Raw genomic sequence first — 21,465 nt, 5'->3', positions numbered from 1 at the left:
GTGCTCCGCGAGGCTGGATCTTTTCGTTGTTGGTTTGCGGTTGCCGCGCAACCGATCGCGAGCAGGCTCGCTCCCACAGGGGAGCGGGCTTGCCGCGGTGTTCTTAAAAGCTCATGTCCACCTTGGTCCAGAGCGTGCGCCCCGGCTCCTTGATGGCTTGCGGGTCATTGGCCGGATAGCCGAAACCGGCGTTGCCGGCCAGGTTCAAGTGTTCGGCGTAAGCCTTGCCGAACAGGTTGTCGACGCCGCTGCTGACCTTCCAGTGCTGGTTGATCCGATAGGCGCCGTTGAGGGAGAACACGCCGAAGCCCGGCGTTTTGTCGAAGTCCTTGCCGACCACGTTGCCCTTGTTCTGGTCGATACGGTTTTGCGCGGCGACCACTCTCCACAGTGCGCCGGCGCTCCAGTTATCTTCGCTGTAGGTCAGGCCGAAACGTGCATCCAGCGGTGGCATTTGCGGCAATGCACTGCCATCGCTGCTGTTCTTGCCCCAGGCGTAGGCCAGGGTCGCATCGGCTTTCCAGTGGTCGGTGAAGTTGTAGGCGGCGCCCAGTTCGCCACCCATGATTCGCGCGTCGATGTTCTCGGCTTGCGAGGTCATGCCCATCATGCCGGGCGTGTAGTTGAACAGGATGTAGTCGCGGACCTGGCCGACATAGCCCGAGGCCCAGGCTTCGAGGGCTTCGGTCTTGTATTGCAGGCCGAAGTCGAGCTGGGTGGTTTTTTCCGGTTTGATCGAGTCGAAGGCATTCACCGATCCGACAGGGCCGGAATTGGGCGAAAACAGCTCCCAGTAATCCGGGAAACGCTGGGTGTGTCCGACGCCCGCGTACAACGTGGTCGGGCTGTCAGCCAGGTCGTGTTCGTAGCGGACGAAGCCGCTGGGCAGCGTGTCAGCGCGGGTGTCATCGGCAGTCGGGTTCGGGCGGGTCATCATTCCCGAGCCGGTGGTCTGGCGAAAATCCTTGGCTGAAGCGCGATCCAGGCGTGCACCGCTGATCAAGCGATCACGCTCGGCGGCGTACCAGGTCAGTTCGCCGAACACCCCGTAGTTATGGAAGTCGGCATCTTTGGTGTAGGGCAGGTCCTTGTAGGTATCGACGCCCATGGCACTGCGCTGACGGTGTTCGTTGGTCTGCGCATCGATGCCGCTGATCAACTGCACATCGGCCCAGCGCCAGGTGCCCTTGATTCGCGCGCCGAGGGTACGGCGGTCGACGCTGGACGCCATAGGCCCGGCCATCATCCCGGTGCCGGACGGCGTGCGCAGGGTGTAGTTGTCCATCACATGGTCGGCGTAGCTGTAGTAGACCTGCGCCTCGAGTTTTTCCAGCACATCGCTGATGTTGGATTTCTCGAATCGCAGGCCCAGGCTTTCGCGCTTGAATTGCGAGCCGTCCATGCCGCGACCGGCGTACCGTGCCTCGCCGTCGCCCTTGCCGGCGGTCAGCTCCAGCAGGGTATCGGCGTCCGGGGTCCAGCCCAGTGCGACGTCGCCGTTCCATTTGTCATAGCGCGAGGCGACGGTGTCGTTGTTGCCGTCCTTGTAATCGTCGGCCTGGGCGGTGTTGCCGATCACCCGCACGTAACCCAATGGCCCGCCCGCAGCGGCGTCCACCACTTTGTCGAAACGGCCATTGGAACCGGCCAGCACGCTGGCGTTAACCCGCGTGCCGAGTTCGCCGAAGCTTTCCGGCTCGCGGTCGAAGAGGATGGTGCCGGCCGAAGCGCCCGGGCCCCAGAGTACGGTTTGCGGGCCTTTGATGACGGTCAGTTTGTCGTAAGTCTCCGGCGAGATGTACGAGGTGGGTGCGTCCATCCGGCCGGGACAAGCGCCGAGCATCATGCCGCCGTTGGTGAGGATGTTCAGGCGCGAACCGAACATGCCGCGCAGCACCGGATCGCCGTTGGTACCGCCATTGCGCACCTGGGCGAATCCCGGGATGGTTTTCAGATAGTCCGAGCCATCGCTGGCCGGCACCGGTTGGCGCGGGTCTTTCGGGTTGGTGACGATGGTCAGCGGTGAACTGGGGGCAATGGCGGTGATGACCGTCGGGCTCAGTTCTTCAGGGTGACCGGCGTGTTCATCGGCCAGCACCGAAGGTGTCAGCAAGGCCCCGCACAGAATGGCGGTGGCGTGCCGGAAACGAATGCTGGATTCGTTTTGGGTAAAAGAGGCTTGGGCAGGGCTCAAGCGTGTGTCAGCAGAAAACCTGGACATGACAATTTCCATCGAACAGTCGTAAACGACACGGCGGACAACCGATGCAATCCCTGTGGGACCGGTTGTCTTGCGGACCGTGTGAAATCAGCGGTGGCTGTTTACGTGACGATGGGCGGGGCGCGGGTGCGGGCGCCGGGGAAGAAGGTTTGCCGGGCATGGCCCAGGCGCGGGGAGGGTGTGGTGAACGTGATGACGGGCGGGATATTGAAGGCGACGAAGGACCCGCCGCCGGTCAATGCCGGGCAATTGAACAGCAGGCTGCAATAGCCGCATTTTTCCCAGATCGCATGGTGCCCGGACGCTGGCGGGCAGTGTTCGGCGGTCGGTTGTGCACCGTGGTCGGCGTGGTCCATCGCCGACATGTCCATGCTCATGTCCATCGACATGCTCATCGACATCGGGGTGCTCTGACCCATCGGCATCGACTGAGAAATCAGTGGACCGATAAAGATCATCAGCATGGCAAACAGGCTGATCCAGCTGCCGCGCGTCAGATTTGATAGCTGACGACGGTGTGCGGATGACCTGGCGCTTGGCGGGCGCATGGACGGATTCGGCTCAGCGGGTTACTGAGCGTGAGCGTGCTGTTGCATGCTTTCGGGCGGCTGCTTCTGTACCGCCACTTCGACCGTCACGTCACCGGACTTCTCGAAATGCAGGGTCATCGGGAAGCGCTTGCCGTCGACGAGCAGGCTACGGTCTTTCAAGTTCACCAGCATCACGTGGTAGGCCATCGGTGCAAACGAGACGTTGCCACCGGCAGGGATATCCACGCCAGGAACCGGCTGCATTTTCATCAGGTCGTTTTGCATCACATGTTCGTGCAGCTGCGCTTCACCCGCGATCGGCGAGTCGACGCTGAGCAAGCGGTCGGCGGTTTTGCCCGCGTTGTGAATGACGAAATACGCGGCGACGGTAGGGGCGTTGGGCGGCAGCTCCTGCGACCACGGGTGAGCGATTTCCAGTGCGCCGACTTTGTATTCGTGGGCATTGGCAAAGCAGGCAGGCAGCAGCAACGCGGCCAGAACGATGAGTTTGTTCAACATGGCAGTTCTCCAGAGCGATTCAAAACGCAGGTCAATTGCGAGAAGGAATCACACCAGAGGGGAGGCACGGGGATTGAGGCTTGGCCATTGCTGGCGCGGTGTCGGCGTGCTGAGCGCCGAAGGTGGCAGGCTTCGATTGAACTCGAACTGCGCAAAATACAGTTGTGGCTCATGGCCGGGCAACGCCACCAACGGGGCGGAGCCTGAGCAGCACCAGCAGTGCTGCATGTTGGAATGATCGTCGTTTTGCGGAGCTTTCTGTTCGATGTCGCCCAGGGAAATCGCCACCATCCTGGTGCCGCTGGACGAGCAGAAACTACCCCACAACAATTGTTCGGCCGGCGATTTTGCCGCCTGCGCCATCGCACCGGTCATCGGCATGGCGAGCATGTTGAACAGCACTGCGAAGCAGGCGATCCAGGCAATTGCGAGCCGTTGTCGGGACATGGGACAAAATCCGGTGGGTGGGCGATCAGGCGCGAGCTATTTAGCCTGATCAGGGCCGATAAGTAAAAAGAGTGCGTGCGGTGTGGTGTCGCATCTCATCAGACAACAGTGGCATGCAAACGCAGACCGAGCGCCTTCATAACCTTCATGATAGTCGCGAATTCCGGATTGCCAGTGCTGCTCAGAGCTTTATATAGACTCTCACGTCCCAAGCCGGCATCACGGGCAATTTGTGTCATGCCCTTTGCTCTGGCGATGTCGTTGAGAGCCGCTCGAATCAGGACGCCGTCACCGGCATCTTCTTCAAAACAGGCATCCAGATAAGCCGCCATTTCTTCCGGAGTCTTGAGAAACTCGGCGGCATCAAAACGGGTGAATTGTTCGGCCATGATCTACTCCTCATTACCGATGTTTTGTGCCATTTGAATGGCACGTTTGATATCTCTTTTTTGAGTCGACTTGTCTCCGCCTACCAGCAGCAGATAAACCCTTTCGCCTTTGCGTGTGAAATAGATCCGATAGCCGGGACCATGATGCACGCGCATTTCATAGACCGTTGCACCAATGGAGTCACAGTCACCAAAGTTTCCATGTTCGGCAGCGCGGAGTCTGGCAATGATGCGAGCCTTGCCAAGGGTGTCCCTCAGTGAGCCGAGCCAATCGGCAAATATTTGGGATCGTTTGAAGTCGATCATGTCTGAATCGTATTCCTTGGGATACAAACTGACAAGCGCCGCTTTTCTCTGGATGAGGCTGGCCACCCACTGTGAATGTCGGGCTTGTACTTGCTCGGATTAAAGGAGCTTGAATATGGGCTTGAGATATAGAGAGGAACAGCCAGCATTTTCCTGGAATATTGCCAGCAAATTCGTAGGTTTCTGCAGTCCTTAGGAAAGGTCCGGCAGGGATAGGTTTTCCAGTAGTTGTCGGACCGATTCAAACTCCCGCTCAACCCCCGGCAACACCGGCCGCTTCAAAACAATCACCGGCACCCCACGCTCGCGCGCCACTTCCAGCTTCGGCTCTGTCGCGGTGCTGCCGCTGTTCTTGCTGATCAGCACGTCGATCTGCCGACGTTCAAACAACGCTCGTTCATCGTCGATCAGGAACGGCCCTCGTGCGCCGATCACTTCGCAGCGTGCGTTGCCGGGGTAAACGTCGAGTGCGCGCACGGTCCAGAATTGTTCAGGGGGAATTTCGTCCAAGTGTTGCAACGGCTCGCGGCCGAGGGTGAACAGTGGGTGGCGGAAGGGTTTCAAGGCTTCGATCAGTTCGGCCCAGTCGCTGACTTCGCGCCAGTCATCGCCAGCCTGCGCTTGCCATGCCGGACGTCGCAGCGCCCAGCAGGGAACCCCGCTCAAGTGCGCTGCAGTCGCGGCGTTCTGGCTGATTTGCGCGGCGTATGGGTGAGTGGCGTCCAGCAACAGACCGATGCCCTCATCGCGAATGAATTGCGCGAGCCCCTCGGCACCGCCGTAACCGCCGACGCGAACCTGGCATTGCAGATCCGTCGGCACGCGGCCGATCCCGGCCAGGCTGTAAATGTGCTCCGGCCCCAGCGTGCGGGCGATGGCCAGCGCCTCGGTGACGCCGCCGAGCAGCAGAATGCGTTTCATTGAAAAGCTCCCGCATGCCCGACGATCCCGCCCTGGCGGTCGATGGCAAACACTTCGACCTGAACCTGCGCCGGGACAACGCTGCGGGCGAACGCCAGGGCGTGCTGGCACACCGCGTCGCCGAGGGCGATGCCGGCGGCGCTGGCCATGGCCAATGCCTGCTGGCTGGTGTTGGCCTCGCGGATGCCGTGCTGCAACGCGGCATCGGCACCCACCGCAGCGGCCCATTCGGCCAGTTGCGGCAGGTCGATGCTCGAATGCCGGCTGTGCAAGTCCATGTGCCCGGCGGCCAGTTTGCTGATCTTGCCGAAGCCGCCACAGAGGCTGAGTTTATCCACAGGCACCTTGCGCAGATGCTTGAGTACCGCGCCGACGAAATCGCCCATCTCGATCAGGGCGATTTCCGGCAGGTTGTACACCCGGCGCATGGTGTCTTCGCTGGCGTTGCCGGTGCATGCGGCGATGTGCAGGTAACCGTTGGTTTTCGCGACATCGATGCCTTGGTGGATCGAGGCAATGTAGGCCGCGCAGGAAAACGGCCGGACGATGCCGCTGGTACCGAGGATCGACAGGCCACCCAGAATTCCCAGGCGCGGGTTCATGGTTTTCAAGGCCAGTGCTTCACCGTTTTCGACATTGACTGTCACCTCGAAACCGCCGCTGTAGCCGTGCTCTGCAGCGAGTTGGGTCAGGTGATCGCCGATCATTTTGCGCGGCACCGGGTTGATCGCCGGTTCGCCGACGCCCAGGACCAGCCCGGGGCGGGTGACGGTGCCGACGCCGCGTCCGGCATTGAAGCGCACGCCGGGCTCGCCGAGCAGTCGCACCTGGGAGTAGAGCAGGGCACCGTGGGTGACGTCGGGGTCGTCCCCGGCATCCTTGATCGTGCCAGCCTCCGCACCGTCGTCCGTCAGTCGACAGAACTCAAGACGCATCTGCACCTGTTTGCCCTTGGGCAAGATAATTTCCACCGCGTCCGCCGCCGTGCCTGTGAGCAACAGGCGGGCCGCCGCGAGGCTGGTCGCCGTGGCGCAGCTGCCCGTGGTCAGGCCACTGCGCAGGGGGGCAGGTTGTTCGGCCGTTTCGTCACGCATCGAGAGGTTTCGTCGTGTCCAGTAACGTAATCGGCAAGGCTTGGCGCCAGGTGTCGAATTCACCCAGCGGTTGCGCCTGGGCGATGTGGATGCGCGTCAGTTCCCCGCCGCGCTGTTCACGCCATGCCATCAGGGTCATTTCACTTTGCAGCGTGACCGCATTGGCGATCAGCCGGCCACCGGGTTTAAGGGCAGCCCAGCAGGCGTCCAGCACGCCTTCGCGAGTGACGCCGCCACCGATGAAAATCGCGTCCGGGCGCTCGAGGCCTTCAAGTGCTTGCGGCGCACGGCCTCGGATCAGTTGCAGGCCGGGCACGCCGAGGGTGTCGCGGTTGTGCTCGATCAATGCCTGGCGCCCCTCATCGGCCTCAATGGCCAGTGCCCGGCAGCTGGGGTGGGCACGCATCCATTCGATGCCGATCGAGCCGCTGCCGGCGCCGACATCCCACAGTAATTCGCCGGGAGTCGGGGCCAGGCGTGCGAGGGTGATCGCCCGGACGTCACGCTTGGTGATCTGACCATCGTGCTTGAACACCGAGTCTGGCAGGCCGGCCAGTCGTGACAGGCGAAGCGTGGTCGGTTCGGCGATGCAGTCGATGGCGATCAGGTTCAAATCGGCGATGGCCGGGTCGGTCCAGTCGCTGGCGATGCCTTCGATACGCCGCTCGGCTTCACCGCCCAAGTGTTCCAGAACAGTCAGGCGGCTCGGCCCGAAACCGCGCTCACGCAGCAGCGCGGCGATGGCGGCGGGGCTGTTTCCATCATTGCTCAATACCAGCAGGCGCACGCCGCTGAATAATTGCGCGCTGAGTGCGGCGATGGGGCGGGCAACTACCGACAGCGTGACCACTTCCTGCAATGGCCAGCCCATTCTGGCGGCGGCCAGCGAGCAAGAAGAGGGCGCGGGCAGCGTCAGCATTTCTTCGCCGGGCAAGTGCCGGGCGAGGCTGGCGCCCACGCCGAAGAACAGTGGGTCGCCGCTGGCCAGCACACAGACAGGCTCGCCGCGCAGGGCCAGTACCGGCTGGATGGAGAACGGGCTCGGCCAGCATTCACGCTCGCCGCGAATGCACGGCGGCAACAAATCCAGGTGCCGTTGGCCGCCGAAGATCCGTGAGGCACGCAGCAGCGCATGCCGGGCGTTCTTGCCCAGACCTTTGAAACCGTCTTCACCGATGCCTACTACTGTCAGCCAGGGCGACATGCCTGCTCCTTGATAAATTGCCCCATGACCGGGTTCGGGACTGGGCGCAATGATACCGCGCCGCTGCGGTTTTTTACGCATTCCACGCAGCTCGAGCCGCGACCGTTACATATCCTGTGTTACTCGGCAGATTGTTGGTCGGGCCGGCATCTGCTTAGTTGTCCTGGTGGGTTGACGCTGGATCAACCCAACCAACATACAAAAAGGAATTTTATGTTCGAGACACCTATCGATTTTCCGGCGCTGGAGCAGCGCCTGGCCTTTCTTGGATTGACCGCTGCCGCGCCGGTCACTGCACGCTTGCAGACCGTCACTTTGCCGCTCAGTCAGCCCGCCCCTGTCCGGGCCGCCATCGCTGGGAGCAGCATTGTTTCGGTGGCCGAGGGGGTATCGGCAGACGATGAGCAAGATGCCCTCGACTGCGCGCTGTACCTGGAGCAATACACCGACACGCGTTACGACCGGCAAACCCAGTGGTACGAGTGGTTGCAACATTTCACCTTGGGGCTCTGGCATTTTGGCTGGATTCATCAGCGTCCGGTCATGCTCGACAGTCGGCATATCGAGCTGCATGAACCCATTTCCAGTGCGATTCTCGAAACGCTCAGGCCCAATGTCAGCGACAGCCTGTACAGCGCCGCGATGTATGCTTTCGAGGCGTTGAAAGACAACCTCCAGGCATCGATGCTGCTGGCGCAGAAAAGCGCAATGGAGCGTGGACGGCAGTTTCAAACGATGCCTTGCGCCTACGATGCCAACGGGCGACTGACCCTCATGCTGATCCACTCATGGTATGTCGCTGCCGTTAACCCGGCGCAGTTTCTGTTTCTGAAGTGGCTGGATCACGATGTCACGCTGATTCAGCATTACGGGACATTCACCCTGGACAGGAAACGTTTCGACCCGTTGGCGGCGGCCATGCGCGACAAAATCACCGAGCGCAGTCGCGAGTATCTGCTGCGCCTGTGAGGCGTGGGGCGTTCGTTCGAGCGTGTCGGACTTCTGCAGGGGTTTACCTTCCCGTCGTCCGACAAGCTTTTCATCCCCCGTTGCAAAGCAGGCATAATACCGCCCGCTTCGCCCGCGAAGTGCCTCGCCACCTGAACGGGTCATCCCCTTGAACGAACGCCCAGTATCCTCTGCCTTACGCCCCTCGGCCTGTCCGGGGTTGCTGCGTATCGTTTCGGCACTGGATGGCGGGATCTGCCGGATCAAACTCAGTGGGGGTTCGATCAGCAGTGCCCAGGCCAATGCCGTGGCGGATGCCGCCGAGCGCTTCGCCAGCGGTGCGATCGAGGCGACCAATCGCGCCAATCTGCAAATCCGCGGCATCGGCCTTGAGCCAGCGGCATTGATCGAGCGCTTGCTGGACGCCGGGCTCGGGCCGCAAAACGCGGCGGGCGATGATGTGCGCAACCTGATGCTCAGTCCGGGGGCCGGGATCGATCGCAAGATGCTGCTCGACACCCGTCCCTTGGCCGGGCAGATTCTCGCCACGCTGCAAAGTCACCCGCCGTTCCACGACCTCAGCGCCAAGTTCGCCGTCCAGCTCGATGGCGGCGAGGCATTGGCGATGCTCGAACATCCCCACGATCTGTGGCTCTCGGCGTATGCGGGTGACGGCGACGTGCGGCTGGCCTTCGGCCTCGCGGGTTGCCCGCTGGGTACGCCTGAAGGTTCGGTGTCGCTCGACGATGGCCACCGCCTGGTGGTGGCGGTGCTTGAGTTGTTCCTGGAGCTGGCACGTCCTGAGCAAACCCGGATGCGTCATTTGCTCTGCGAGTACTCGGTCGAAGATTTCCTGGCGCGACTGGCTGGCCGCGTCTCCATTCAGGTCATGACCGGTTGGCGGCGCACCGCGGATTCGAGCGTTCTGCACATCGGCGCACACCCCCAGGCTCAGGTTGATCTTGTCTACGTGGGCGCCGTACCGCCACTGGGACGGCTTGACCCGACGATGCTGCGGGGCGCGGCACAACTGGCCGATGAGTTCGGCGACGGCAGCCTGCGGTTCACCCCGTGGCAAACGCTGTTGTTGCCCAATGTCCGTAGCGAGCACGCCGCTGAAGTCACCGCACGCCTTGGACAGCTGGGCCTGTTGTGTGACGCCGGGCATTCGTTGAGCCGGTTGATTGCCTGCACCGGTTCCAACGGCTGTGGCAAAGGCCTGGCCGAGACCAAAGGCGATGCCTTGCAACTGGCCGCTTTGCTGCAACGTCACGGGCACGTGCTGAATGTGCACTTGAGCGGTTGCCCGCGTTCCTGTGCCGCCGCGCACAAGGCGCCAGTCACATTGCTGGCCGTCACCCACGGTCACTACGATCTCTATTTTCGCGATGCCGCGCAGCCCGGTTTCGGCGCGCTGCACGCACGCAACCTTACTATTGAAGCGGTCGCGACCCTGCTCGACGCCCGCTCACGGAGTCCCCTTGATGCTTGATTACATCCGCGACGGTCAGGAGATCTATCGCAACTCCTTCGCGATCATCCGCGCTGAAGCCAACCTGGCGCGAATCCCTGCCGATCTGGAAAAACTCGCGGTTCGGGTGATTCATGCCTGCGGCATGGTCGAGGCCATCGACGGTTTGCAGTTTTCCAAAGGCGCGGGCAAGGCCGGGCGCGATGCGCTGGCTGCTGGCGCGCCGATCCTGTGTGATGCGCGGATGGTGTCCGAAGGCATTACCCGAGCGCGCCTGCCGGCGAACAATCAGGTGATCTGCACCCTGCGCGACGAGAGCGTTCCGGAACTGGCTCGTGAATTGGGTAACACCCGTTCAGCCGCTGCGCTGGAGTTGTGGCGCCCGCATCTGGAAGGCAGCGTGGTGGTCATCGGCAATGCGCCGACCGCACTGTTTTACTTGCTGGAAATGCTCGACGCCGGCGCTCCGAAACCGGCGCTGATCCTTGGCTTCCCGGTAGGCTTCGTCGGTGCCGCCGAGTCCAAGGCAGCGTTGGCGGCGGACAGCCGTGGCGTGCCTTTCGTCATCATGCAAGGTCGCCTGGGCGGAAGCGCCATGGCCGCCGCGGCCGTCAATGCCCTCGCCACGGAGATCGAATGATGCACAAACCAGGACGTTTGATCGGCCTTGGCGTGGGGCCCGGTGATCCGGAACTGATCACCGTAAAGGCCCTGCGCCTGCTGCGCGAATCGCCAGTGGTGGCGTACTTCGTCGCCAAGGGCAAAAAGGGCAATGCATTCGGCATCATCGAGGCGCATCTGCAAGCAGCGCAGAACCTGTTGCCACTGGTTTACCCGGTGACCACCGAGGCGTTGCCGGCGCCGCTGTCCTATGAACAAGTGATCAGCGACTTTTACGATGACGCCGCCGCCGAACTGGCGACGCATCTCGATGCCGGTCGCGACGTGGCAGTGATCTGCGAAGGCGATCCGTTCTTCTACGGCTCCTACATGTACCTGCACGACCGGCTCGCCGAGCGCTATCAAGCCGAAGTCGTCCCAGGCGTGTGCTCGATGCTCGGCGGCGCCTCGGTACTGGGTGCGCCGCTGGTGTATCGCAATCAGAGCCTGTCGGTGTTGTCCGGCGTGTTGCCCCACGACGAGCTCAAGCGTCGCCTGGCCGATGCCGACGCAGCGGTGATCATGAAACTGGGGCGCAACTTTCCCAAGGTTCGTCAGGTGCTGGAAGAACTCGGTCTGGCCGAGCGTGCGTTGTACGTCGAACGCGCGACCATGGCCAATCAGAAGATTGTGCCGCTGGATCAGGTGGAGCCCATGTCTTCGCCGTACTTCTCGCTGATCATCGTTCCTGGCGAAAGGTGGCAAGGCTGATGACCCGATCCGATCCGGCGATTGTCATTCTTGGCAATGGCAGCCTCGCCACCGCGCGCGTGCTTCAACAGGTTTACCCCGGCGCCCTGATCCATGGGCTGGCCGAACGGGTCGATGGCGCGGACCGTGTCTATCACGACTTCGGCGCGACCCTGCGCGAGCTGTATCAACAGGGCACGCCGATCATCGCGTTGTGCGCGGCCGGAATCGTGATCCGCACACTGGCGCCGTTGCTGCTGGAAAAGGGCGCCGAGCCACCGGTGCTGGCCGTGGCCGAGGACGGTAGCGCGGTGGTCCCGTTGCTCGGTGGCCTGGGCGGCGTAAACGTGATGGCGCGAGAGATTGCCGCGCATCTCGACGTCGCGCCGGCCATCACCACCAGTGGAGAATTGCGTTTCGGCACTTGCCTGCTCAACCCGCCCAGTGGCTATACCTTGGGCGATCTGGAACTGGGCAAGCGTTTCGTTTCCGATCTGCTCGCCGGCGAAACGGTGCGCATCGAAGGTTCGGCGCCCTGGCTGGCGCAAGCGCAATTGCCCGAGGATGCACAGGCGCGGCTGGCGGTGCATGTCAGCCATGCCGAACGCAGCCCTGCGGCCAACGAATTGCTGATCTATCCACGCAGTGTGCTGGTGGCGGTCAGTGCCGACGTAGCCGATGTGCCGAACGTGGTGCGCGAGGCTCTGCATCGGTCCAAAATCGCTGTGCAGTCGCTGGCGTGCCTGCTGGCTCCCGACAGCGCAATGGCCAGCCCGGCGCTGCGTGAGGCTGCACTCGAACTGGGTGTGCCGGTGCGTTTTGCCGCTGCTGTTGGCGGTGCCTGCGAACTGGCGCGCCAGGCTATCGGATCGGGTGTTTGCGTCGTGGGTGATGATGCCGTTGCCGTTGCACTGGCCGAGCAGCCACTGGACCCGATGCACATTGGCCGTGCGCGCGGTCGCCTGGCGGTGATTGGTCTGGGGCCGGGTGCTGCCGAGTTGATGGTGCCGGCGGTGAAGACCGAACTCGCCCGCGCCAATGATGTGCTGGGTTACGAAACTTATGTGCGTATGGCCGGGCCCTTCCGTGCGGATCAGGTGCTGCATTGCACTGACAACCGTGAGGAAATGCAGCGAGCACGGCACGCGTTCGAACTGGCGGCCCAAGGGCGATCAGTAGTGGTGGTGTCGTCTGGTGACCCGGGTGTGTTCGCCATGGCTGCCGCGGTGCTCGAAGCGCTTCATGAATCCACGGATGCTCATTGGCACAGCGTCGACCTCGAGATCCTGCCGGGCGTATCGGCGTCGCTGGCAACCGCGGCCCAGGCCGGTGCACCCTTGGGTCATGACTTTTGCGTGCTGTCGCTATCGGACAACCTCAAGCCGTGGTCGATCATCGAGAAACGCCTGGACCTGGCCGCTCAGGCGGACCTGGCGCTGGCGTTCTACAACCCGATCTCCCGTTCACGGCCGTGGCAACTGGGGCAAGCCCTGGACATCGTCGCCCGGCACCGCGTGCCTGAAACACCCGTGGTGCTGGGGCGCGATATCGGTCGTCCGGGGCAGACACTGCGGGTGACGACGCTGGGGCAACTCACCCCGGATCAGGTTGATATGCGAACTATGGTGCTGATTGGCTCGTCGACGACGTGTGTGTTTGCTCGAGCAGATGGCGGAACTTGGGTTTATACGCCTCGCTGGTACGGTAATAAGCCGTAAGTTGGATAAAAGGCCGGCGCAATGCCGGCCTTTTAGTTTGTTTGGTTTTCTTTGATTGAAGTGCGGCGAATTAGTCTTTCAATATCTTGTGGTTCTTTCTGGTTTGACCGATTTTGGTCTGGTTGCTAAGTTTTGTTCACCTGCAGGAAGCAGGCTCAACTAAATGACAAGGAAGTCAATTATATGAATATCAATGAAGTAATGGACGATTCGTTCGACTATGCCGCTCAGCGGGAGTATTTCAAGTCGGCTGAGATATTTCAGCCGAGGGCGCGTATGGCGCGAATGAGTCTGGCCTCGGAACAACAGGGTAGCGATTCGGCTGCGGTGCTGGGGACAACGGTTGCTGCCTATGATGAGGAACTGTCATATGAGGATCGCGAAGCCTTCGACGACACGATTCTTTATGCGGAAATACGTGCGGACAAACTCTTCTATCGCGAAACCCAGCGCCGCGAATGGTATGCCGAATACAGCAAGGCACTGACCATGTGTGGCTGGCCGACCATGAGCGACCCTTACAAGGAGTTCATCAGCCGGGAGCTGAACTTCACTTTGGATGAGGCTGCATTGCAAATCATCGCCCTGGCCGCCGGTGCCGACAAACTGAAGGTTTTGCCGCTGATCTCCGCAGCCTTCAATTCGCTGGAAAAGAACGACGGGGCTCTAAAACTGATAGAGCTGAAAAGTAAACAGAATAAGTCCGGCAACTTTCAGGCCACTCCCTGTCTGTTGTTGGGTGGGCGGGCAACTATGATTGCGTGTGCCATACAAATGGAAGCCAAGGAGTTTATTACAAAAATTTTATTCTTCAAGTATCGAGGTGAGGAAGTCAGGATCTACAATGCAGCTACTCGGCGCGTATTGAATCGACGTGCTTACAATGTCGTTAAGGATGTTGTTCAGGCGGCAGTCGATAAAGCCCGTCTCAATTACTTTAAAACACCGCTGTAAATATTCTTGAGAACTTCCACGCTGGAAGTTCTCTTTTTTTATTCGAGTTGCAAGGTGAAACATGGAAAGTTTTCGTCAGGAATCATTTGTCGACTCCGGGCTTCTCGGTGTCTTGTCGCTTTCATTGGATCAGCAGATGAAATGCGACACTTTGTATTCTTTGCTGGCTGCTCGGGTGATGGCTTCAAACAGTTTTCCCGACGTCGGTGACTTCCCGCCATGGCACAGCAGGTTTGTCCAGGCCCTCGAGCGATGCGGGTGGACGCTCAGGCGTGAGCAAGACCTGAAACCCGTGTTTGATCAGCCATCCACGGTGACGCTGCACAATGTGTTTGCGCATGCGATGGCCGGCGAGGCGCTGCAGGAACCGTGTGAGCTTGCGCTCGAAGCATTGGATGCTTTCGCGCAGCTGTCGACGGATGCGCCACCGGCGGTGCGCTTTCGCGAGCGGTCGTTCAGTCAGCGCAGGGTGAAGGTAGAAGATGGAAAGGAAGAGCAACGCTTCACCGTGCATTGGCTTCTGGCAGTGAGCGTCCGAAAAGCCTGCATCGATCTGTTCCATCTTGAGTTTGAAACGACCCAATGCGTGGATGAGCAATTTCTGCAGCAGGCCTTTCTGCCGTCCAGCTTCACTTCACCCGTACTTGTGAAGCATCACGCGTTCGAGATGGCGGCGAGGGCATTCGCCCGAAGCAGGGCGCAAATCGTCGCTTTTGTGCAGGGGCATCAGCTGATGCCAATCAAGCCCGGTATCGGTTTGACACCGGCGAGCCTGGCCTGTGGCGCCGTCATGGCACCAGATAACCCTTCACTCCGGTGAAAATAATCTGCGCCGCCAATGCACACACGAACAACCCCATCAATCGGCTGACGATTTGCAAACCCTGGTCGCCGAGAATGCGCTCGATGTGATTGGACAGGTACAGCACAACGCCTACGGTGAAACTGGCCAGGGCGATGCTGACGATGGCGGTGAGCTTGTCGTCCCAGTGCGGCTGGCTCACGCCCATCACCAGCAATGCACCGATGGTGCCGGGGCCGACCGTCAGCGGAATGGTCAGCGGAACGATGGTCACGTCCTGCTGCACGTTGTCGGTCTGTACCGCCGACTTGCCTTGGGCCATGCCCAGCGCCGAGATGAACAGTACGCTGCCGGCGCCGATGCGAAATGCATCCACGGTGATGCCGAAGACACTGAAAATCACCCGGCCAAACAAGTACAGCAACACGCTGGAGACCAGCGTGGCAATGGCCACTTTCCAGGCCAGCCGCCGTTGTTCCTTGCGTGAGTAACCGCGGGTCAGGCTGATGAAGCAGGACAACACGAAGAACGGGCTGTAGAGCACCAGCATCTTCAGGTAAACGCTGAACAACACGTGGAGCATGGTGCAGGCTCACTGGCGAGGGAAGTCGAGGGGGAGTCTATCAGGCGTCGCAGCGTCTGTCGGCTCAGGACGTTGAGGTCGCGTTGCGGTTTTGCAGGTCACGCTGGGCCACCCAGTGTTCGATCAGTTCGCGCAATTGCGAAAGCTCCACCGGTTTGGCCATGTGTCCGTCCATGCCGGCCTGGCGTGCGCGCTCCTTGTGTTCGGCGAGGATATGCGCAGTCAACGCCACCACCGGAGTGCGAATGCGCTGGTTGCCGACTTCCCAGGCACGCAGTTGCTGGGTGGCCGAGAAACCATCGAGGATCGGCATTTCGCAGTCCATCAGCACCAGGTCATAGCGCTGGGCTTTCATCGCCTGTAGCGCTTCTTCACCATTGCTGGCGGTGTCCGGTTGCAGATTGAGCTTGCCCAGCATGCCGCGGATAACCTTGGTCGAGATGCTGTTGTCCTCGGCGACGAGAATGCGGAAATCGCTTGGCACCTTCACCGGCAGGGTCGCGCTGGATGACGAGTGCGGCACCACGGCGAGCCCCTTGTTGCGCTGGGTCAGTTCGTCGGCCAGGGTCGTTTTGAGGGTGTAGCCGGCCACCGGTTTGGCGAGGATGCGTTTGACCCCCGAGTTGCGCGCAATGATCTTGCTGGGGGCGTTGCTGATGCCGGTGAGCATGATCAGCAGGATGTCGTGATTGAGGCTCGGATCTTCCTTGATCTTGGCGGCCAGCTGCATGCCGGTCATGCCGGGCATGTTCTGGTCCAGCAGGACCACGTCGAAGTAGTCGCGCAAGTGCGCTTTGGTGCGCAACAGCGCCAGCGCTTCCTTGCCGGATGGAGCCGCGCTGACGTTCAGGCCCCAGGCGCTGCATTGTTGCACCAGGACTTTGCGGCAAGTGTCGTTGTCGTCCACCACCAGCACCCGCGCACCTTGCAACGGGCCGTCGAGATCGGAGGTCGGGTGTTCGAGACGTTCCGGGTCCAGTGGCAACGTCAGCCACAGGGTGCTGCCCTGCTGGGCACCACTCTTGATGCCGAACTCGCCTTGCATCAGGCGAATCAGCTGACGGGCGATCACCAGCCCCAGGTTTCCACCCAGGCGGTTGGCCGAGAGGAAGTGCTTGCTGTGCAGTTCGGCGTGCATCAGCGCATCGCGTTCTTCGGCATCCATCGGCTCGCCGCTGTCCTGTACGGCGATGCGCAGGCGCGGTTTGGCGCTGCGCTCATCGAGGGCAACGACAATCAGGACCTCGCCTTCGTCGGTTTTCTTCAGGGCGTTTTCAAGCAGGCTCAGGAGAGTCTGGCGCAGACGTGTCGGGTCACCACTGATGACCCGCGGCACTTGCGGCTGGATGAAACTGATCAGCTCGACGTTCTGCTGTTCGGCCTTGGCGCGGAAGATACTCAGGCAGTCTTCGATCAGCGCGTTGAGGTCGAACTGCACATCATCCAGTTCGATCTGTCCGGACTCGAGCTTGGAGATGTCGAGAATTTCGTTGATCAGCGTCAGCAGTTCGTTGCCGGCGCTATGGATGGTTTGTACGTAGTCGCGCTGCTTGACCGACAAGGGGGTGCCCAGCAACAGCTCGGTCATGCCCAGCACGCCGTTCATCGGTGTGCGGATTTCATGGCTGATTTTCGCCAGGAACTCGGCCTTCGCGTTGATCTCGGCGTTACTGGCGGCCAGGTCGCGACTGATGCTGAAGCGGTCTTCGGTGATGCTGCGTTGGCGTTCGCTCAGGGCAATGCTCATCAACAGGCCACTGATGCAGATGAACACCAGCAGCGTGGTGATCAGGCCGTGGGGCTCGACCAGTGTCAGCCCCAGCAAGGCCGGCAGGATAATCAGCGTACCGAGGTTGAACGCCACCATGGCCGCAACGAACAGCCGCGCAGGGCGATAGCCTTTTTGCCAGTGAAAGGCACTGACGAACAGCATGGTCAGGCCCGCAAGGGCGACCAGGCCGTAGGTAATGATGTTCAAAGGCAATGTATTGACGAACAGCAGCAACAAGCCGCAGATCGTGATGACCAGGATCTCGCCCAGCAACAGCCGGTTCAGCGGGTGTGGGCCGAGGGGGGCAAAAAAGCGATAGGCGAGCATCAGGCCGCAGGGGGCGGTCAGCAACAACGCGAGGTAAGCGCCGGGCGTTTGCACGGCTTGCCAGCTTGGCAGCCATGGCCCTGCGAGGTTCAACAACAGCACCAGGCTGAGCATCAGCAGGACTTCACAGGCCGCCAGCCACAGACTGCTGCGCGAGCGGGTGTACGCGTAGCGGATGAGGTTGTGCAGGATCAGCATGGCGATGCAGCCCAGCAGCAGTCCGTAGACCAGCGTCTGGGTCTGATTGGCTGCGGTCATGGCCGCCGATTGCAGGGTGATGTAGGGCCGCAGCTGGTTTTCGGAGACCAGTCGCAGGTACACATCCAGTGATTTGTCGCTCTGTGGCAACGGCAACATGAAGTCGCTGCTGGGCAATGGCCGATCAGTCTGCGGTTGTTTGTTGCCGGTACTCGATTGATCGATCAGGTTGTCGCCATCGAGCACATACAGGTTGAGATGCGACAAGTCGGGAGCGAACACCCGCAGCAACTGTTCATGCTTGCCGGGTGCGAGACGGAAACGGATCCAGAGTGCGCCGTCGGGCTCGGCTGCGGTGAGGCGGTCGAGTTCGATGGGGCTGAATTGGTTGGTGTAGCGGGCGGAACGGATGTCGCTCAGTTGCAGATCGCCCTGTTCGTCGAGCAATACCGCCCAGCCACTGCCTTGCGCGGCCTGGGCCGGGAGCATGCAGAGCAAAGTCAGCAGAGTGACGGTGAAACCTATGGCAATCCTGAGCCAGCGCACGGCGAAATCCCTTCGTAGGTTGATGCCAGAATATAACTATGCGCGGCGCCGGAATAGTCAGGCAAGGGCTCGAAGCCCTTGCCCGGCTCAAAGGATAGCTTATTCCTGATTTTCGCCACGCTCGCGGGCAATGGCGCGGTAGCCAATGTCCTTGCGATAGAAACAGCCTTCCCAATCAATCCTCGCCGCCAGCTTGTAAGCCTGCTGCTGGGCAGCATCAACGCTGGCGCCCATGGCCGTGGCGCAAAGCACCCGACCACCGGCCGTTACCACCTGACCGTCCTTGAGCGCAGTGCCGGCGTGGAAGACTTTGCCTTCCAGCGCAGCCGCTGCGTCCAGGCCATTGATGGCCACGCCTTTGGCGTAATCACCAGGATAGCCGCCCGCAGCCAGCACGATACCGACGCTTGGACGTGGATCCCATTGTGCTTCGACCTTGTCCAGCGCCTGCGCCAGAGCGGCTTCAACCAGCAGTACCAGGCTCGACTGCAAACGCAGCATGACCGGCTGGGTCTCAGGGTCGCCGAAACGGCAGTTAAATTCGATCACTTTTGGGTTACCAGCCTTGTCGATCATCAGGCCGGCGTACAGGAAGCCCGTGTAGACGTTGCCTTCCTCGGCCATGCCGCGAACGGTCGGCCAGATAACCAGGTCCATGACGCGCTTGTGCACTTCGGCAGTGACCACCGGAGCAGGGGAGTAGGCACCCATGCCGCCGGTGTTCGGGCCGGTGTCGCCGTCGCCGACGCGCTTGTGATCCTGGCTGGTGGCCATCGGCAGGACGTTCTTGCCGTCGACCATGACGATGAAGCTGGCTTCTTCGCCGTCCAGGAACTCTTCGATCACGACCCGCGAACCGGCGTCACCGAAAGCGTTGCCGGCGAGCATGTCGCGTACGGCGTCTTCGGCTTCGGCCAGGGTCATGGCAACGATCACGCCTTTACCGGCGGCCAGGCCATCGGCCTTGATCACGATCGGTGCACCTTTTTCACGCAGGTAAGCCAGGGCCGGCTCGATCTCGGTGAAGTTCTGGTAGTCGGCGGTCGGGATCTTGTGGCGCGCCAGGAAGTCCTTGGTGAAAGCCTTCGAACCTTCCAGCTGCGCAGCGCCAGCGGTCGGGCCGAAGCAATCCAGGCCGCGGGAGCGGAACAGGTCAACGACGCCGGCAACCAGCGGCACTTCCGGGCCGACGATGGTCAGGGAAACGTTTTTCTCGGCGAAATCCGCCAGTTGTTCAAGAGCCAGCACGTCGATGGCGACGTTCTCGCACTTGGCTTCAATGGCCGTACCGGCATTGCCCGGGGCCACGAAAACCTTCTGCACACGCGGATCCTGAGCCACTTTCCAGGCCAGGGCGTGTTCACGGCCACCGCTGCCAATGATCAAAACATTCATTTCAAAAACCTCGGATGACGCAAATTCTGTGGGCAGCGCTGAAGCTGCTTTTCTGTGGAAGCTGGCTTGCCAGCGATGCAGGCGACTCGGTTCATCAGTTAGACCGAGGGGATGCTATCGCTGGCAAGCCAGCTCCCACATTTGGATCGAGTTGAATCAGTGACGGAAGTGGCGCATGCCGGTGAAGACCATGGCGATGCCGGCTTCATCCGCCGCAGCAATCACTTCAGCATCACGCATCGAGCCGCCCGGCTGGATCACCGCCGTGATGCCGACCTTGGCCGCGTTGTCCAGGCCATCGCGGAACGGGAAGAACGCGTCGGAGGCCATCACCGAACCTGCCACTTGCAGGCCAGCATGTTCTGCCTTGATTGCAGCGATACGCGCCGAGTTCACGCGGCTCATCTGGCCGGCGCCGACACCGATGGTCTGACGGTTCTTGGCGTAGACGATGGCGTTGGACTTGACGTACTTGGCGACTTTCCAGGCGAAGATCAGGTCGTTGATTTCCTGTTCGGTCGGAGCACGCTTGGTCACGACTTTCAGGTCGTCTGCACCGATCATGCCGATGTCGCGGCTCTGTACCAGCAGGCCACCATTGACGCGCTTGTAGTCCCAGGCCGCCGCGCGGTCAGCCGACCACTCGCCGCAGGCCAGCAGGCGTACGTTGGCTTTGGCGGCGACGATGGCGCGGGCTTCTTCGCTGACGCTTGGGGCAATGATCACTTCGACGAACTGACGCTCGACGATCGCCTTGGCGGTCTCGGCATCCAGTTCACGGTTGAAGGCAATGATGCCGCCGAACGCGGATTCGGTGTCGGTGGCGTAGGCCAGGTCGTAGGCCTTGCGGATGCCGCCTTCGGCATCAGGGCTGACAGCCACGCCGCACGGGTTGGCGTGCTTGACGATCACGCAGGCCGGCTTGACGAAGCTCTTCACGCATTCCAGCGCGGCGTCGGTGTCGGCCACGTTGTTGTACGACAGCTCTTTGCCCTGCAGTTGGGTCGCGGTGGCAATGCCGACTTCGGCAGGCTTGGCTTCCACGTAGAACGCCGCGCTCTGGTGCGGGTTCTCGCCGTAGCGCATTTCCTGGGCCTTGATGAACTGGCTGTTGAAGGTGCGCGGGAATTCGCTGCGCCCTTCGGTGCTCAGTGTGTCGGCAGCCTGGTTCACGGTGCCCATGTAGTTGGCGATCATGCCGTCATAGGCAGCGGTGTGTTCGAAGGCCTTGAGCATCAGGTCGAAACGCTGAGCGTAGGTCAGGCCACCGGCCTTGAGGTTTTCGAGGACGCTGGCGTAGTCGCCGGCATTGACCACGATGGCCACGTCTTTGTGGTTCTTGGCAGCGGAACGGACCATGGTCGGGCCGCCGATGTCGATGTTCTCGATGGCGGTCGGCAGGTCGCAGCCTGGCTTGTTGATGGTGGCTTCGAACGGGTACAGGTTGACCGCAACCAGATCGATCGGCTTGATGCCGTGCTCGTTCATGATGGCGTCGTCGATACCGCGACGACCGAGGATCCCGCCGTGGATTTTCGGGTGCAGGGTTTTCACCCGACCGTCCATCATTTCGGCAAAACCGGTGTAATCAGCGACTTCCACAGCGGCAACGCCGTTGTCCTGCAGCAGCTTGAACGTCCCGCCGGTGGAGAGGATCTCGACGCCCAGTGCTTCAAGCTCTTTGGCGAATTCAAGGATCCCGGTCTTGTCGGAAACGCTGATCAAGGCGCGGCGGATCGGCAGGCGGGTAGTCTGGTCGGTCATTTCAATT

The 21,465-nt window shown here is 61.2% G+C and carries 20 protein-coding genes; 7 read left to right on the top strand and 13 right to left on the bottom strand.

Annotated elements, in window-relative coordinates; translation table 11 throughout:
• Window positions 1–103 precede the first annotated feature (103 nt).
• The 9 genes from KHO07_RS25895 to cbiE all read right to left on the bottom strand — a co-directional run bounded on the left by KHO07_RS25895 (window position 104) and on the right by cbiE (window position 7,631).
• The gene (locus KHO07_RS25895; protein WP_212625894.1) at window positions 104–2,221 is read right to left on the bottom strand and encodes a TonB-dependent copper receptor; all 2,118 of its coding nucleotides are present in this window, start codon (window positions 2,219–2,221) and stop codon (window positions 104–106) included.
• A gap of 101 nt (window positions 2,222–2,322) precedes the next feature.
• Window positions 2,323–2,769 (bottom strand): DUF2946 domain-containing protein, encoded by a 447-nt coding sequence (locus KHO07_RS25890; RefSeq protein WP_212625893.1) that lies wholly within the window; start codon window positions 2,767–2,769, stop codon window positions 2,323–2,325.
• A gap of 21 nt (window positions 2,770–2,790) precedes the next feature.
• On the bottom strand, window positions 2,791–3,270 hold the full coding sequence (locus KHO07_RS25885; protein ID WP_150735727.1) for a copper chaperone PCu(A)C: 480 nt from the start codon (window positions 3,268–3,270) through the stop codon (window positions 2,791–2,793).
• Window positions 3,271–3,318: 48 nt separating this feature from the next.
• Window positions 3,319–3,717 carry a DUF2946 domain-containing protein gene (locus KHO07_RS25880; RefSeq protein WP_212625892.1) on the bottom strand — a complete coding sequence of 133 codons (399 nt, stop codon included), beginning with the start codon at window positions 3,715–3,717 and terminating at the stop codon, window positions 3,319–3,321.
• Window positions 3,718–3,815: 98 nt separating this feature from the next.
• Complete coding sequence (locus KHO07_RS25875; protein WP_075947808.1) at window positions 3,816–4,106, bottom strand: addiction module antidote protein; 291 nt, start codon at window positions 4,104–4,106, stop codon at window positions 3,816–3,818.
• A gap of 3 nt (window positions 4,107–4,109) precedes the next feature.
• Window positions 4,110–4,412: a type II toxin-antitoxin system RelE/ParE family toxin gene (locus KHO07_RS25870; protein ID WP_212625891.1), complete on the bottom strand. Its 303-nt coding sequence runs from the start codon at window positions 4,410–4,412 to the stop codon at window positions 4,110–4,112.
• Window positions 4,413–4,604: 192 nt separating this feature from the next.
• Complete coding sequence (locus tag KHO07_RS25865) at window positions 4,605–5,333, bottom strand: cobalt-precorrin-6A reductase (protein WP_212625890.1); 729 nt, start codon at window positions 5,331–5,333, stop codon at window positions 4,605–4,607.
• Window positions 5,330–6,427 (bottom strand): cobalt-precorrin-5B (C(1))-methyltransferase, encoded by a 1,098-nt coding sequence (locus KHO07_RS25860; RefSeq protein ID WP_212625889.1) that lies wholly within the window; start codon window positions 6,425–6,427, stop codon window positions 5,330–5,332. Before KHO07_RS25860 ends, KHO07_RS25865 begins: the two co-directional genes overlap by 4 nt.
• A complete protein-coding gene (gene cbiE / locus KHO07_RS25855) occupies window positions 6,420–7,631 on the bottom strand; it encodes a precorrin-6y C5,15-methyltransferase (decarboxylating) subunit CbiE (RefSeq protein WP_212625888.1) in 1,212 nt (403 codons plus the stop codon). The genes KHO07_RS25860 and cbiE overlap by 8 nt, the downstream gene beginning before the upstream one ends.
• 213 nt (window positions 7,632–7,844) lie before the next feature.
• Between cbiE and KHO07_RS25850 the strand changes: the two genes are divergently transcribed.
• The 7 genes from KHO07_RS25850 to KHO07_RS25820 all read left to right on the top strand — a co-directional run bounded on the left by KHO07_RS25850 (window position 7,845) and on the right by KHO07_RS25820 (window position 14,892).
• Window positions 7,845–8,600: a hypothetical protein gene (locus KHO07_RS25850; RefSeq protein WP_150735721.1), complete on the top strand. Its 756-nt coding sequence runs from the start codon at window positions 7,845–7,847 to the stop codon at window positions 8,598–8,600.
• 148 nt (window positions 8,601–8,748) lie between these two features.
• Window positions 8,749–10,071: a precorrin-3B synthase gene (gene cobG, locus KHO07_RS25845; RefSeq protein WP_212625887.1), complete on the top strand. Its 1,323-nt coding sequence runs from the start codon at window positions 8,749–8,751 to the stop codon at window positions 10,069–10,071.
• Window positions 10,064–10,690, top strand: coding sequence for a precorrin-8X methylmutase (locus KHO07_RS25840; RefSeq protein ID WP_150735719.1), 627 nt, complete (start codon window positions 10,064–10,066; stop codon window positions 10,688–10,690). The genes cobG and KHO07_RS25840 overlap by 8 nt, the downstream gene beginning before the upstream one ends.
• The gene (locus KHO07_RS25835; protein ID WP_212627692.1) at window positions 10,690–11,421 is read left to right on the top strand and encodes a precorrin-2 C(20)-methyltransferase; all 732 of its coding nucleotides are present in this window, start codon (window positions 10,690–10,692) and stop codon (window positions 11,419–11,421) included. The genes KHO07_RS25840 and KHO07_RS25835 overlap by 1 nt, the downstream gene beginning before the upstream one ends.
• A complete protein-coding gene (cobJ, locus tag KHO07_RS25830; protein ID WP_212625886.1) occupies window positions 11,421–13,118 on the top strand; it encodes a precorrin-3B C(17)-methyltransferase in 1,698 nt (565 codons plus the stop codon). The genes KHO07_RS25835 and cobJ overlap by 1 nt, the downstream gene beginning before the upstream one ends.
• Before the next feature lie 183 nt (window positions 13,119–13,301).
• Window positions 13,302–14,072 (top strand): hypothetical protein, encoded by a 771-nt coding sequence (locus KHO07_RS25825; protein WP_212625885.1) that lies wholly within the window; start codon window positions 13,302–13,304, stop codon window positions 14,070–14,072.
• A gap of 61 nt (window positions 14,073–14,133) precedes the next feature.
• The gene (locus tag KHO07_RS25820; RefSeq protein ID WP_212625884.1) at window positions 14,134–14,892 is read left to right on the top strand and encodes a hypothetical protein; all 759 of its coding nucleotides are present in this window, start codon (window positions 14,134–14,136) and stop codon (window positions 14,890–14,892) included.
• Here the strand turns inward: KHO07_RS25820 and KHO07_RS25815 are convergent.
• From KHO07_RS25815 to purH, 4 genes are all read right to left on the bottom strand, one after another.
• Window positions 14,861–15,457: a MarC family protein gene (locus tag KHO07_RS25815; protein ID WP_150735715.1), complete on the bottom strand. Its 597-nt coding sequence runs from the start codon at window positions 15,455–15,457 to the stop codon at window positions 14,861–14,863. The genes KHO07_RS25820 and KHO07_RS25815 overlap by 32 nt on opposite strands.
• 64 nt (window positions 15,458–15,521) lie before the next feature.
• Complete coding sequence (locus KHO07_RS25810; protein WP_150735714.1) at window positions 15,522–18,299, bottom strand: hybrid sensor histidine kinase/response regulator; 2,778 nt, start codon at window positions 18,297–18,299, stop codon at window positions 15,522–15,524.
• A 99-nt stretch (window positions 18,300–18,398) separates the two neighbouring features.
• Window positions 18,399–19,694 carry a phosphoribosylamine--glycine ligase gene (gene purD / locus KHO07_RS25805; protein WP_150735713.1) on the bottom strand — a complete coding sequence of 432 codons (1,296 nt, stop codon included), beginning with the start codon at window positions 19,692–19,694 and terminating at the stop codon, window positions 18,399–18,401.
• A 156-nt stretch (window positions 19,695–19,850) separates the two neighbouring features.
• Window positions 19,851–21,458, bottom strand: a complete 1,608-nt coding sequence (gene purH / locus KHO07_RS25800; protein WP_150735712.1) for a bifunctional phosphoribosylaminoimidazolecarboxamide formyltransferase/IMP cyclohydrolase — start codon at window positions 21,456–21,458, stop codon at window positions 19,851–19,853.
• Window positions 21,459–21,465 lie beyond the last annotated feature (7 nt).

It is taken from the genome of Pseudomonas sp. PP3, from assembly GCF_905336995.1.
In the GTDB taxonomy this organism is placed as follows: domain Bacteria; phylum Pseudomonadota; class Gammaproteobacteria; order Pseudomonadales; family Pseudomonadaceae; genus Aquipseudomonas; species Aquipseudomonas reinekei.
Note: the sequence above shows the minus strand (reverse complement) of the source record. Positions and strands in the feature narration are given on the sequence as shown.